The sequence below is a fragment of the Luteibacter sp. UNCMF331Sha3.1 genome (assembly GCF_900109915.1).
GTDB lineage: Bacteria > Pseudomonadota > Gammaproteobacteria > Xanthomonadales > Rhodanobacteraceae > Luteibacter.
The window spans coordinates 1-13,478 of sequence record NZ_FOBU01000005.1; the positions used below are offsets into that span (position 1 = coordinate 1).

Annotated in this window: 11 protein-coding genes; 3 read left to right on the forward strand and 8 right to left on the reverse strand. The window is 67.9% G+C overall.

The genetic code is table 11. From position 1 onward, the window contains the following. The 3 genes from BMX32_RS17450 to BMX32_RS17460 form a co-directional block, all read right to left on the reverse strand. Positions 1 to 1,536: ESPR-type extended signal peptide-containing protein (locus tag BMX32_RS17450; protein ID WP_280140861.1), on the reverse strand; the 1,536-nt coding region annotated here is incomplete at its 3' end. Positions 1,537 to 1,763: 227 nt separating this feature from the next. Beyond that, positions 1,764 to 3,728 (reverse strand): PA domain-containing protein, encoded by a 1,965-nt coding sequence (locus tag BMX32_RS17455; RefSeq protein ID WP_089981264.1) that lies wholly within the window; start codon positions 3,726 to 3,728, stop codon positions 1,764 to 1,766. Further along, positions 3,725 to 4,162: a post-PEP-CTERM-1 domain-containing protein gene (locus BMX32_RS17460; protein WP_089981265.1), complete on the reverse strand. Its 438-nt coding sequence runs from the start codon at positions 4,160 to 4,162 to the stop codon at positions 3,725 to 3,727. The genes BMX32_RS17455 and BMX32_RS17460 overlap by 4 nt, the downstream gene beginning before the upstream one ends. A 604-nt stretch (positions 4,163 to 4,766) precedes the next feature. Between BMX32_RS17460 and BMX32_RS17465 the strand changes: the two genes are divergently transcribed. After that, positions 4,767 to 5,552: a TatD family hydrolase gene (locus tag BMX32_RS17465; RefSeq protein WP_089981479.1), complete on the forward strand. Its 786-nt coding sequence runs from the start codon at positions 4,767 to 4,769 to the stop codon at positions 5,550 to 5,552. Positions 5,553 to 5,562: 10 nt separating this feature from the next. Here BMX32_RS17465 and BMX32_RS17470 read toward each other — a convergent pair whose 3' ends face one another. From BMX32_RS17470 to BMX32_RS17480, 3 genes are all read right to left on the reverse strand, one after another. Further along, positions 5,563 to 7,221 (reverse strand): Na+/H+ antiporter, encoded by a 1,659-nt coding sequence (locus BMX32_RS17470; protein ID WP_089981267.1) that lies wholly within the window; start codon positions 7,219 to 7,221, stop codon positions 5,563 to 5,565. Between the two features lie 354 nt (positions 7,222 to 7,575). Beyond that, positions 7,576 to 8,460 carry an EamA family transporter gene (locus BMX32_RS17475; RefSeq protein ID WP_089981269.1) on the reverse strand — a complete coding sequence of 295 codons (885 nt, stop codon included), beginning with the start codon at positions 8,458 to 8,460 and terminating at the stop codon, positions 7,576 to 7,578. A gap of 107 nt (positions 8,461 to 8,567) precedes the next feature. Further along, positions 8,568 to 9,353, reverse strand: a complete 786-nt coding sequence (locus tag BMX32_RS17480; protein ID WP_089981272.1) for an AMP nucleosidase — start codon at positions 9,351 to 9,353, stop codon at positions 8,568 to 8,570. Positions 9,354 to 9,547: 194 nt separating this feature from the next. Here BMX32_RS17480 and BMX32_RS17485 point away from each other — a divergent pair, with 194 nt between their 5' ends. Together BMX32_RS17485 and BMX32_RS17490 are read left to right on the forward strand one after the other, a co-directional pair. Further along, on the forward strand, positions 9,548 to 10,492 hold the full coding sequence (locus tag BMX32_RS17485) for a DegV family protein (RefSeq protein ID WP_170843729.1): 945 nt from the start codon (positions 9,548 to 9,550) through the stop codon (positions 10,490 to 10,492). Positions 10,493 to 10,494: 2 nt separating this feature from the next. Then, the gene (locus tag BMX32_RS17490; RefSeq protein ID WP_089981274.1) at positions 10,495 to 11,139 is read left to right on the forward strand and encodes a hypothetical protein; all 645 of its coding nucleotides are present in this window, start codon (positions 10,495 to 10,497) and stop codon (positions 11,137 to 11,139) included. A gap of 60 nt (positions 11,140 to 11,199) precedes the next feature. Here BMX32_RS17490 and BMX32_RS17495 read toward each other — a convergent pair whose 3' ends face one another. Both BMX32_RS17495 and BMX32_RS17500 read right to left on the reverse strand, forming a co-directional pair. Beyond that, positions 11,200 to 12,603: an Hsp70 family protein gene (locus tag BMX32_RS17495; protein WP_089981276.1), complete on the reverse strand. Its 1,404-nt coding sequence runs from the start codon at positions 12,601 to 12,603 to the stop codon at positions 11,200 to 11,202. 77 nt (positions 12,604 to 12,680) lie between these two features. Then, on the reverse strand, positions 12,681 to 13,463 hold the full coding sequence (locus tag BMX32_RS17500) for an SDR family oxidoreductase (protein ID WP_089981278.1): 783 nt from the start codon (positions 13,461 to 13,463) through the stop codon (positions 12,681 to 12,683). Between the last annotated feature and the right edge of the window lie 15 nt (positions 13,464 to 13,478).

Here is a 13,478-nt window from a genome sequence, read left to right on the forward strand (position 1 = left end):
CAGCGCCACCGAGTTCGTGCCCAGCGCCCAGGCGTTCGCACCCAGCGCCGTGCCGTTGTCCGCGAGTACCCAGCTGCCCGAGCCGATCGCCGTGGCGTTCACCGCCTCGATACCGAACAGGCCGAAACCCGTCTCCGCGTAGTTGCCGATCGCGACGCTGCCTTCGCCCGCCGCGCTCGCGCCGCCACCGATCGCCGTCGAACCGGCGCTGTAGGCCGCCGTGCCGTAGCCGACCGCCGTCGACAGCTCGCCATCGGCGAACGCCTGCGCACCGTTCGCGACCGCACCCGCACCCGACGCCTGCGAGAGGAAACCGCTCGCCGTCGACTGCTCGCCCTGCGCGAACGCCGCCGTGCCCAGCGCCGTGGCGAACTGGCCTTCGGCCTGCGCGCTCGAACCCACCGCGGTCGAGGCCAGGCCGGACGCCTTCGCCGGACCCACCGCCTCGCCCGTCGCCGAATACGTGATCAGCGGATTGCCGTCCGCATCCAGCGCCTGACCGCCGATCGCCGTCGCGCTGTTGGCGGACGCTTCCGCACCCGAACCGTACGCCGCGCTGTTCTGGCCCGACGCCACCGCGCCGTAGCCGGTCGCCGTGGACTGCACGCCGACAGCCGTCGCACCCGAACCGAACGCGCTCGCTCCTTGCGCGCCGGCGAACGCGCCGGATCCGGCGGCCGTCGCGTTCGTGCCGTTGGTCTGCGCGTCGTCGCTGCCGTCGCCGAGACCGGTCGCGGCGAAATAATGATTCGCGTCGTCGACATCCGCGGCCAGCTGATTCACCTGGTTCGACACACCGTCGACGCGCGTGGTCAGCGTGTCCACGCGTGCCGAGACGCCACCGACCGTCGTCGATACCTTGTCCAGCTGACGCTTGTTCACCGCATCGGTGTCCTGCGTGCCGTCGGCGACGTGCACGAGCTGGCGATCTTCGTTGACCTTGCCGATCGACACCGTGTTCGCGCGATCGGCGATCGAGCCGTCGCCGAGCGCGACGGAGTTCTTCGCCGTCGCGCGCGAATCAGTGCCGAAGGCCGACGCCGCCGAGCCGCTGGCGAACGACGACTCGCCGATGGCCGTCGCACCCGTGCCGCTGGCGCGCGCGTTCTGACCGATCGCCGTCGACCACAGTCCATCGGAACGCGCCCCCTGGCCGATCGCGGTCGACCACGAGCCGTCCGACAGCGCCGCCTGGCCGAGCGCCACGCTGTACGCGCCGCTGGCGACCGCCGCGGTGCCTACCGCGGTGCTGTAATCGCCGGCCGCCTTGGCGGCGGTGCCGCAGGCGAACGCGTCGTTGCCTTTCGCGACGGGCGACTTGCCCTGGATGCCGAGGAGGTAACCGCCGCAGATGTTGCCCGCCTGTGCAGGCGAGCTGCCCAGCGCCAGCACGATGCCGGCGGCCAGAGGCAGCGCGGCCATCGCGGCGCGCACACGTCGGGACGCACCGCCCTTGCCGTTGGCACGTGCCAGTTCCGAGGCAACGACCAGGATGCCGAGCGATTTGTTCCAGACCTTGCTGTAGATGGTATTCACGTCAACCTTCCTCCCGGGAATGTCCGCATGTATTCGATGGAAGCGCAGGCGCGCCACGCGCTGCCCGTCGCCGGTCCGTCGCGACAGCGGCGGACGATCAGTCCTTCATGACCGGCGGCGATGCCGTCGGGCCTTCGATGCGATGAGTCGAACCCCTGCCCGCGACGCGGGCCCCCTTGCCAAGGAGAGAGGCCCCGGCGAACCGGGGCCTCTGACCTTGTCGTGCGTTACTTCGAGTACGTACCCAGCACGCTGACGCCGGAGTACGCCTTCACGCCCTTCACCGTGAGCGTCCAGACACCGGCCGCCGGGTTGGTCGCCGTGAACGCCTCGCTGTTACCCGCCTTGTTCGGCTGGTCCTTGACCACGCCGGCAGGGTTGGTCACGGAGATCGACACGTCGCCGGATCCGCCGAACGTGCGCAGGCCGAGGGTCTTCTGACCCGTGGGCACCGTGAGCACGTACACCTTGGTCGAACCGGCCGCACCCGCCGCCGTCTTGGCGACGTTGTTGGTGAGCTCGATACCCGGAGGCGGCGGCGGGGCACCCCACGCGGTGAACTGCGCCTGGGTATTCGCGTTCGACAGACAGATGTTCAGGCTCGACGCCTGCGCCGCGTCGATCAGGCCATCGCTGGCGAGCTTCGCGGCGTATGCTGTCATGCCCGAGCGATAGACGTCGACGTTGGCGGCGTTCGCGGCGATGATCCTGGCGTTGGCGATCACGTTGGCACCGATGACGAGACCGCCCGGGACGAGGCGCGGGATGCCGGTATCGCAGGTGAGCAGCGTCTGGTTGCTGCGATCGATGCCCCAACCGATGTCCTGGAACAGCGCCGGGGTCAGATCGAGGTCGATCTCACCGCGGAGGTCCTGATTGATCGCGTACTCCATGATCGCGTTCGGCGTCAGGCGCGTGTCGTAATGCGAGAACGACGAGCCCGGCGACAGCACCGCCGGCGCGTAGATCAGCACACCGTCGGCGTTCGTGCCGGCGAGACCCGTGCCCTTGCCCACGCTGCCGGTGAGGCCGGCGAGGTTCGCCTTCAGCTTCGCGCCATCGGCCTGGCTCACGAGGATCACCGGAATGTTCACCGGCGATGCCGGCGTGCCACCCGGGGTGACGCCCGCGGCCTGGTTGTTGGCGAGAAGCACGGCGGTAGCGCCGGCGGCCTGCGCATTGAGCGACTTCACCGTGAAGTCGCACGAACCACGATCGATCAGCGCGACCTTGCCGGCGACGGCGGACGCGTTGGTGATCGCCGCGCAGCCGTCGTTCGGCACGGCCTGCACGACGCTGCCCGTGAAGTTCGACGCGGTCGCGGTCGGACCGAAGCTGGCCTGCGCGAACCCGTATTCGCCCACCGCGGCGGCGGGTGCGGTGACGCGATAGACGTCGGGCAGACCCAGGGCGAGCGGCGCTTCGCTGATGACGGTGGCGCCCGAGAATGCGAGGTGGCCGTCGTCGAGCGCGGCGCTGACACGCTGCGCCGGCGTGAGGTTGTTCCACAGCACGCCATCGTGCTTCACGTAGGTACCGTAGATGTTCGGGTACGAACCGGCGCCGCCCGGGAAATCCTCGCCCGTCTGGAGGTCGGTCAGGTCGAGGAAGCCGAGGCCGTGGCCCATCTCGTGCAGCACGACGTTGAGGAAATCGATCTGTCCCGCGGGCACCTGGTGGTCGAGGCCCATGTACCACTTCGAGCCTTCGATACAACCCGGCGAACCGAGCGCGCCGTTGAACTGGCTCTGGATGTCGGCGTTACCCGGATCGAGGTCCTCGCCTGCGAGCGCGTCGGCCGTGGGACCGGCGTACCAGGTGTCGGCGAGCGCGCCGGGTGGCAGTGTGGCGTCGGCGTTGAAGGTGAATACGGAGAGCGGGCCGGACGAACCGAGCACGCCACCGGTGGCGTCGCACTCCAGGGGCTCGAACGTGGCGTTGTTGATGATCGTCACGTTGCTCTTGAGGTACGAGCCGTGGATCTGCGCCGCGAAGGTGAAGACGTTCAGGGCCTGCTGGCCGAACGTGGTACCCGGATTGCCGCCGACCGGAGCGGCCGGCGTGGGATCGTCGAGACCCTGTCCGGTGCCGACATCCTGATTGACGATCTTGATTTCGGCGGCGTTGACGCTGATGGCGCCACACAGTCCGGCGGTGAGGAGGGCTGAGTAGAGGAGGCCGCGGCGGATCATCGGGTTGCCTCCGGGGCCTGCGGCGCGGCCGGAACGGCCGCGTCGTCGTGCTTGATGGTGATCGTGCCGTCGGCGGCACGGGTGGCGACGAGGCTCGTCATGCGCGACTGCGGCAGGCGTACGCCCGTGGCTTTCACGCCGTTGCTCAGCGTCACCTTGCGCAGCGTGGTCTTCGCGTCGGCGTTGGTCAGCGGCTGACCCGACGTGGCGGAGAGCCGTGCCTGGCGGGCCTGGAACGCCCTGGAGTACGCGGCGCGCTCGGCGGCGGTCGGTTCCCGCAGCTTGCCGGTCGCCGGATCGATGGCTACCTGGACGCCCGCGGCACGCGGAGCGGCCTGGGCCTGCGGCGCTTCCGCGGCCTGCGCCGCCGTCGCCACGGTGAACATGCCCGTCAGCACGAGGCCAAGCGCCTGTGCCAGTGTTCGTGAAGTCATTACCAGTACCTCCCTAGTGCGGCGCCGGGACCCCTCCCTGCACGCCCACCGGCGAAGACCCCCTCGCCGGCGTAAACACTCGAGGATTCGACGTTCCCCTCAACGCAAACCCTGCCCGCCGCCGCGGCTCGCGCGGCGGCGTTCGATCAAGACGCGCTCTGAAAGCCGGGAACGCCGGCCGGACGAAGGGATGCGACGAAGGTGCCCGGGGAACGTCCCGGAACGGGCGAGGCGACGAACGGCCTCGCGGCGCTTGCGTTTACCATCTGCACTACCCCTTGCCCCGTGGTACTTCAGCAGGCGGCCAATTGCAGGCCGCCTTCCCTTTTGGTGCCCTGTGGACACCCCCTGCGAAAAAGGTGGTTCCGGGTCGTTCTGTCCATCGATCAACGCGACGCCTTTTTGGCGCCCGTCGTTGGAACGTAGCAGCACGAAAATGCGAACGTCAATCTTTTGACGGGCGTTTTCATGTCGTCCGAACGGCCTATGCGAAAATCCCGCAAAAACGTCGGCCGGACGGCTAAACCCACATCGATTCATGGCCTTGCGTGGCGATAACGAACGCCTGTCGCATACCGCCCAAACCTTCAAAGCGAAAGAAAACATGGACTTGATCGACATCGGTGCCAATCTCACTCACGAATCCTTTCGTCAGGATCTTGACGCCGTCCTCGAGCGCGCGACCGCACATGGCGTGGGCCGCATGGTGGTCACCGGCGCGTCGCGGGAGGGCAGTCTTCACGCACTGGAACTCGCGAAGGCGAGCGGTGGACGCCTTTTCGCCACCGCGGGCGTACATCCGCATCACGCCGTGGAATACGACGACGCCACGGACGCGCAGCTGCGCGAACTGGCCGCCGCGCCGGAAGTGCGCGCGGTCGGCGAAACGGGGCTCGACTACAACCGCAACTATTCGCCGCGCGACATCCAGCGCGACGTCTTCGAACGGCAGCTGCGGATCGCGGCGGATCTCGGCAAGCCGCTCTTCCTGCATCAGCGCGACGCGCATCACGATTTCCTCGCGATCCTAAAGCGGTATCGCGACCTCGTGCCCGCGGCAGTCGTTCACTGCTTCACGGATACCGGCGAGGCACTGCGCGATTACCTCGACCTGGACTGCTACATCGGCATCACGGGCTGGATCTGCGACGAGCGCCGCGGGGCGCACCTGCGCGAGCTGGTGAAGGCCATTCCGGCGAACCGCCTGTTACTGGAAACGGACGCGCCCTACCTGCTCCCCCGTACCATCCGCCCGATGCCGAAGGACCGTCGCAACGAACCGATGTATCTCGCGCATATACGCGACGAAGTGGCACGGGATCGCGGCGAGTCGCGCGAAGCGCTCACCGAATCGTCGACGCGTGCGGCGGAGACGTTCTTCGGGATTTAAGGTATGCCGTTCACTCGGCATGCAACCCGGTCAACGACGCCTCCGCGAGATCCAGCTCGCGGATCAGCGCACGCAGCGTTTCATCGTTGATGCGATGACTGCGTCGCAGGTCGAAGAGTTCGCGGCGTTCGGCGCGGAGCGCCGCGAGCCGCATGATCCGTTCCGTGCCGGCTTCCGCCCGTGCCTTCTCGGGCACGTCGCCCTCCTCGCCCGCCGCCTCCAGCCGCTGCTGGTAGTCCCCAACCACACGCGCGGCGACACGCGACGCCAGTGCGATCGCCTTCTCGTCGCGCGTCTCCTCCACGCGCTTCTGCTCTTCCGCGATGCCACGCAACGCGGCTTCCGCGCTCAGTGCGCGTGCCATGCGCTCCTCCTTCACCCGCGGATCTTCCCCCGGAAGCTTCAGCTTCTTCGCGGACAACGGTAGTCCGATGGCACCGATGAGCAGCGTGGCGAGGATGACGCCGGTGGCGAGGAAGATCATCAGGTCGCGGGTCGGAAACGGCACGTCTTCCGCTTTCATGAGCGGGATCGACAGCACGCCCGCCAGCGTGATGGCGCCGCGCACGCCCGCGAGTGCCGCCGTCCACATGAGCCGCGTGCCGACCTTCGGCCGTTGTTCGCCGCGATGCAGCGCACGCATCAGCACGAACCGAAGCGACAGCCACACCCACACGAAACGCAGCACGATCAGCGCCAGCGTGATCGCGGCGACGTAGGCCGCGAGATACCAGAGCTCACCACCGCCGGCCTGCGCGAGATCGAGCTTCGCGTTGCCGACGATGCCGGGCAATTGCATGCCGAGGAGAACGAAGATCAGGCCGTTGAACGTGAACTCGACCATCGACCACACCGCCACGCTCTGCACGCGCGTGGCGACATAGCCACCTTTCGACACGTCGGTGAAGTTCACCGTCATGCCTGCCGCCACCGCGGCGAGGATGCCCGACACCCCGAAGTGTTCCGCCAGCAGGTAGGCCGCGAACGGCATGAGCAGCAGGAGGCTGACCTGGCTCGCGGGATCGACCTCGCTGCTCCAGCGCACGAGGCGGCGACGCACGACGCCGAACGCCGCGCTCACGAACACGCCCGCGGCCACGCCGCCGAGCGCCGTGAGTGCGAAATCGCCCGCCGCCGTGGTCAGCGAGAAATGCCCTGTGAGCTCCGCGGCCACCGCGAACTGCAGCGCGACCAGGCCCGACGCATCGTTGAGCAGCGCCTCGCCCGAGAGAACGTGCATCAGCCGCGGCGGAATCGTGGCGTGGCCCGTGATCGAGGTCACCGCCACCGCGTCGGTCGGCGACAGCACGGCGGCGAGCGCGAACGCCACGGCGAGCGGCACCGTCGGTATGAGCCAGTGCACGAAGTACCCGACGCCCACGATCGTGAAGAACACGAGCCCCACGGCGAGCGCGAGGATCGGACCCCGCAGGAGGAACAGTTCGCGCTTGGGTATCCGCCAGCCATCGGCGAACAACAGGGGCGGGATGAACAGAAGGAAGAACAACCCGGGATCGAACTCCACGTGCAGGCCAAAGGGTCGCGCGAGCAATGCGCCCGTGGCGATCTGCAGCAGCGGCAGCGGCAACCGGATGGGGAGAATGCGGACGACGGCGCCGGACAGCGCGACGACCAGCAGGAGGACGAGAATGGTGATGACGAGATCCATGCCGGAACGCTACCCGCGCACGGTGCGGGGAACAAGATCGCCATAGCAGATCGCGCAAGCCACGTCATGAGAATAGTGCGCGACTTCGTACGTCAGTAGCGGAAATGCCGACCCGTTCCCATCTCCGGACGTAACGGCCGTTACTCAGATTTCTTCCATATCGGCACCCTTCGCGGCCCCCTACGCTGGATTCCGGGAGCCAATCGTCGTTCTTGGATCCTGCGCTCTTGGCCGCTCCTTCGGGAGCGGTCCTTTTTCCGGACGATGCGTCCCGTCTCCGCACAACATGACGACCCCGGATTGCCGCCCGCTCCCACGGGCGGTCTTTTTTGTTCGCCTGCTTCGTACGTTCGGTCAGGCCGCGGCGGGCCGTTTCATGCGCAGCCATGGGGCAGCCACGAACATCGCGATGCCGGCAAGGATGACCGCGATGCCCGCCCATACATGCAGGGCGAATCGCTCGTCGAACGCGAGATACGACGTCACGATGCCCGAGACGGGCACGAGCAACGAGAGCGGCGCCACCGAAGCCGCCGGATACGTCTTCATCAGGTTGTTCCACACCAGGTAACCGAAGACGGTGGTCACATAAGCCTGGAACGCCACCGAACCGGCAGCGCGCCACGACAGTCCCGTCGCCAGCGAGGCGAAGGGCGCATTCCCCTCGTAAAGCCAGGTGAGCACGAACAGCGCCGGCGCGGAGAACGCGCTCGACCAGACGATGAACGCGAGCATGTTTTCAGGCCGATGTCGCTTCACGATCAGGTTGCATGCGCTCCAGCTCAGCGCGGCGGCGATCACGAGCGCCGCACCGATGGCCGTCGACGATGCCGGCGCACGACCGATCACGAGCGCCATGCCGCAGAGTGCCAGGATCATGCCGAGCACCTGAGGCATCCGCACCCGTTCCCGCAGGAATATCGCACTCAGCACCACGGTGAAGAACGCACTGAACTGAAGCAGCACCGACGAAAGGCCGGGCGACATCCCTCTCGCCATGGCGAGGTTCACCACCCACCACAGGCCGACGCCGAAGAGGATGCCGTACGACGCCAGCGCGGCGACGGGAACGCCGCGCGGCCTTTCGATGAAGAACACGAGCGGCAGCGCCGTGAACGTAAAGCGGAGCGCCGTGAGCAGAAACGGATCGAGATCGCGCAGACCCGCCTCGATCACGGAGAAATTACTGCCCCAGATCACCGTGACGAGTATGCCGAGTGCGAGGTCACGTGCCTTCATGCGGCCGTCCTTGATCGGGTCGTGGATTCATCGACGTGACCGTAGCCGATGCGACACCCCCCGCCCATGGAAGAAATCGCAAAGTTCGGCGCGCCCTGGCCGGAGCCCTATTCTCCGTCGTCCTCGAAGCGCAGGTGCTTCACGCTACGCCCATGGCGACGCACGAGCTTCAGCGCCTCGATGCCGACCTTGATGTGCCGCTCGACGAAGTTGGCGGTGACCGCGGCGTCGCTGGTTTCGGTCTTCACGCCCTCGGGGATCATCGGCTGGTCGGAGACCAGCAGCAGCGCGCCGCAGGGAATGTGGTTGGCGAAGCCGGCGGCGAAGATCGTCGCCGTTTCCATGTCGATGGCCATGCTGCGCGTGCGGCGCAGGTACTCCTTGAAGCCGTCGTCGTGTTCCCAGACGCGACGGTTGGTCGTGTAGACCGTGCCCGTCCAGTAGTCGTGCCCGAGGTCGCGGATCATGGTCGACACCGCGCGCTGCAGCTGGAACGCCGGCAATGCCGGCACCTCGGGCAGCAGGTAGTCGTTGGACGTGCCCTCGCCGCGGATGGCCGCGATGGGCAGCACCAGGTCGCCGATGGCGTTCTTGCGCTTCAGCCCGCCGCATTTGCCGAGGAACAGCACGGCCTGCGGCTCGATCACGCTGAGCAGGTCCATGATCGTCGCCGCGTTGGGGCTGCCCATGCCGAAGTTGATCAGCGTGATGCCGTCGGCGGTCGCGTTGGGCATCGGCCGGTCGCGGCCCCTGACCTCCACCCCGTGCTCATGGGCGAAGCGGTCCACGTAATGGCCGAAGTTGGTCAGCAGGATGTGCTGGCCGAAGTCATCCAGCGGCGTGCCCGTGTAGCGGGGCAGCCAGTTGGAGACGATCTCGTTCTTGGTTTTCATGTCGAATCCGGGTGCGCGTGCGCCGGCGACAATCGCCTTTACATGCCGACGGCGCGGTTACCGGCGACGCCACGCCGGCGGAGTGCCAAATTCATTCCTGCGAGTGTAGCATCCGGATCAGCGGGGGCGAGCTGGCAAGCACAGGGCGGGCCGGGCACCCCGGGGTCGATACGACCTTCGACGGGGGGTGACCGATGCGAATCGGTGTGGCGATTGATGCGGCCTGCGACGTGCCGCACGCGTTCCTGGAGCAACATGGCATCGCGGTGATGCCCATCGCGGTCAAGGTCGACCAGCAGCGCTTCAAGGACGATCGCGATCCGGCGGAAATCGAGCGCTTCCGCGCCCAGAAGCTGGGCAGCCGTAGCCATTCCGCCGAAACCGAGGCCAGTTCGGTCGAAGATGTGCAGAGCCTGTTCCTCGATCACATGGTCAAGGAATACGACTGCGTCATCTGCCTGACGATCATGGCCACGCGCAGCCCGATCCACGACAACGTGATCAAGGCGAGTTTCGCGATCCTGAAGCACTACCGCCCGGTCCGCGAAGCCGCAGGCATTGCCGGGCCGTTCCTGATGCGCGTGGTCGACACGCGGAACATCTTCGCCGGGGCCGCCTCGGCCGTGGTGGAGACCGTGCGCATGATCGAAGCGGGCAAATCCCCCGCCGAGGTCCGCGAGCGCGCCGCGCACATCGCCGACTGCTCGTACGGCTACATGTTGCCGCGCGACCTCAACTACCTTCGCTCGCGCGCCCGGAGCAAGGGCGATCGCAGCGTGAGCTTCCTCAGTTCGATGCTGGGCACCGCGCTCGACATCAAGCCCATCCTGCGCGCCCATCGCGGCGAGACGGCGCCCGTCGGCAAGGTGCGCGGGTTCGAGCATGGCGCCGGTGTGCTGTTCGATTACGTGACGAAGCGCGTGCAGGCGGGCCTGCTGGTGCCGACGCTCTCGCTCAGCTACGGCGGCGACCTCGACGACATGCGCAACCTCCCCGGCTACAACGCCGTCGTGCGCACCTGCGCCGAGGCCGGCGTGCAGATCCTCGAGAGTCCGATGGGGATCACCGGCATGGTGAACGTCGGCGAAGGCGCGATGACCATCGGCTTCGCCTCCGAAGACCACGTGGCCGATTTCTGATCATGGTGTCCGCGCGCACGCTGGTGGCGTTGGTCGCGCTCGCCGCCGCGGGCGCGGTGCCGGCAGGGACGGTCTACAAGTGCCAGGCGGGCGGACAGACGATCTACCAGCAGATGCCGTGCGCGAAGAACCAGCGGCAGCAGACGATCGAGCTGCAGGCATCGGCCCCGGCGGACGGCCGTGTGGCCCCCATGCCGTCCGCGCCGCCCCCGGCGGCGGCCGACGCACCGCCCCCACCCGCGCCGGCGATCGGCGCACCCCAACCGGTGCTGTACGGCTGCGTTCGCGCCACGGACGGCAAGCCCTACACCTCGACGAACGGACGACCCGAACCTTACTTCGCGCCCCTTGGCGTGCTCGGCGCGGTGAGCCGGCCGCTGGCCGACACCTACGGAAGCCCGGGTGCGGCGATCGCCTCAGCGCCCGAACTCAACCGCGGCAAGGGGAACGCGGCGGCAGTGGCGACGAGTAATTACGTGTGGGTACAGGACCAGTGCCGCCAGCTCAGTCCCGCCGAGGCATGCCGCGCGCTGCGCGACGATGCGGACGCGAACCAGCGATCGATCCGCAACGCGTTCAGAAGCGAGCGTGCGCCGCTCGAGGCGAAGGAAGCGGCGTTGCGCGAGCAGCTGCAGGGCTGCGGCTAGCGCCATCGCGAGCGATGCGGCTCGTGTGGGAGCGGCCTTGGCCGCGATGGGTGCTTGCCGCTACGGGGCGCCCGGCCACTCGACGGCGGCTACCGCGAGCCCCGACACCACACCGAGTGAGGGGTCGCCTTCCACCATCGGAATGCCTTCGAACGCCTCGCGCACGGCGGCCTTCACGATCGGCGAGCGCGACGTGCCGCCCGTCAGGAAGATGCTGTCGGGTACGCTCGGCCACTCCTGCCGCACCTCGTCGAAGAGGCGCCGCATGCGCTCGACGAACGGCTCGACCGCTTCGTGCATGTCGGCGCGCGCGATCACGACGCCGAGGCCGTCCTCGAGGAAACCGAGGTCGGCGTGCGTGTCGTCCTGCGCGCTCAGCGCGATCTTTCCGCGCTCGGCCGTCTGGTTGAGGCGCGTGGTGGCGCCCGGCTGCTGCAGCGCGCGCAGGCGCGACTGGTACGGCTCGTCGACGAAGCGGTAGTCCTGCTTGCGGAACTCGCGCTGCTTCGGCAGGTTGTGCACGCTGGCGGCTTCCACGAAGTGGTGCACCGGCACGCGCGTGACGTTGTTGCCGAGCTGCGGCATGAAGCTGTGCATGCTCAGGTTGATGTCGAGATCGGTACCGCCCTTGGCCAGACCCCAGGTGCGCACGATGCGCGGCATCGCGTCGCCGCCCAGCTCCGCGAACGCGACGTCGGTGGTGCCGCCGCCGATGTCGACGATCAGCGCGATCTGCCGGGTGGCGAGGCGCTTGTGGTAATGCATGGCCGCCGCGGCGGGCTCTTCGAGGAACGTGACGCCATCGAAGCCCGCGACGGCCGCGGCCTCGCGAATGATCGCCACCGCCTGCTCCGAGCCCTTGTCGCCCATCGAACTGCGGAAATGCACGGGGCGTCCGATCACCGCGGTGCGCACCGGCGAACCGAGCTGGCGGCTGGCCGCGAGCCGGATGTGTTCGAGGATGTGCGTGGCGATGTGCACGATCACCTTGCGCACCTGCGGATCCAGCCGGTATCCGAGCATCGATTTCGGGGATTCGATGAGGTTGCCGTCGCCGTATTCCAGATAGGCATCCACGGCCTCCTCGCCGAACAGCGCGTGCTGGAAGCTCTCGACGGTCGCCGTGGGCGACTCGGCGGCGCGGCGCTCCATCCACTGGCGACGGACGGTGCGCAGCGCGTCGCGGCGCAGATCGCTTTCCGAACGCTCGGTGAAGGCGCGGCCCTGCTGCTGCGCCTCGGTGGCGAACTGGCGCTGCTGCGCGCGCGCCGAACGGATCTGGCCCTCGACCTGCGCCTCGAGCTCGGGGGTGAGCCGGAAGTCGTTCGGATCGGGCACGACCTCCGGGAAGAACACGGCCGTGCGGAACTGCTTGGCGTCCCCGAAATGAATGTGCGTGAGCGTGTCGCCGACGAAGGTCGCGGCGGCGGAATAGCTCGTGCCGAAATCGATACCGATGTTCATGAGGCTCTCGGGTGTCGGGTCGGGCGGCGGGCGCGCGAAGGCGTCGCCGGCCGCGGGGAACCGGCAAGTTTAACCCCTCAGAACCCGTAGCGCAGGAAGCCGCCGTCGACGGCCACGATCTCGCCGGTCACGTAGCTGGACGCCGGCAGGCACAGGAAGGCCACGGCCCCGGCGACCTCCTCCGGTTCGCCGATGCGCCCCATGGGCGTGCGCGCCAGCACTTCCTCGAGGTACTCCACGTCGGCCAGGGCCGGCTCGCTGCGCTGCGTGCGGATGTACCAGGGTGCGACGGCGTTGACCCGGATGCCGTCCTCGGCCCATTCGCAGGCCAGGTTGCGGGTCATCTGGTGTAGCGCCGCCTTGGTCATGCCATAGGGGGAACCGGTGCGCACATGCGTGATGCCGGAGACCGAACCGATGTTCACGATCGTCGCGTTGCCGTGCTGGACGAGGTGCGGATACGCCGCACGACTCATTTCGTAGGCGGAGAACACGTTCAGCTCGAACAGGTCGCGGTATTCGTCGTCGTCGTAATCGAGGGTCGCCTTCGGCACGTTGCCGCCGACGTTGTTCACGAGGATCGAGAGGCTCATGCCGAGATCGGCGACCCAGTCGAACACAGCCAGCCGATCCTCGTGATCGGACAGGTCGGCGGCCATGCCGAGCACTTCCACGTCGGGACATTCCTCGGCGATCTCGTCGCGGACCTCCTGCAGCACCACCTCGTCGCGCGCCACGAGCAGCACGTCGGCGCCGAGCGCCGCGAGTTCGCGAGCGCAGGCGAAGCCGATGCCCTTGCTGGCACCGGTGACGAGGGCGGTCCGGCCGTCGAGGCGCCAGCTGGCGAGTCGTGGATGCATGGATCTTCTCCGAAA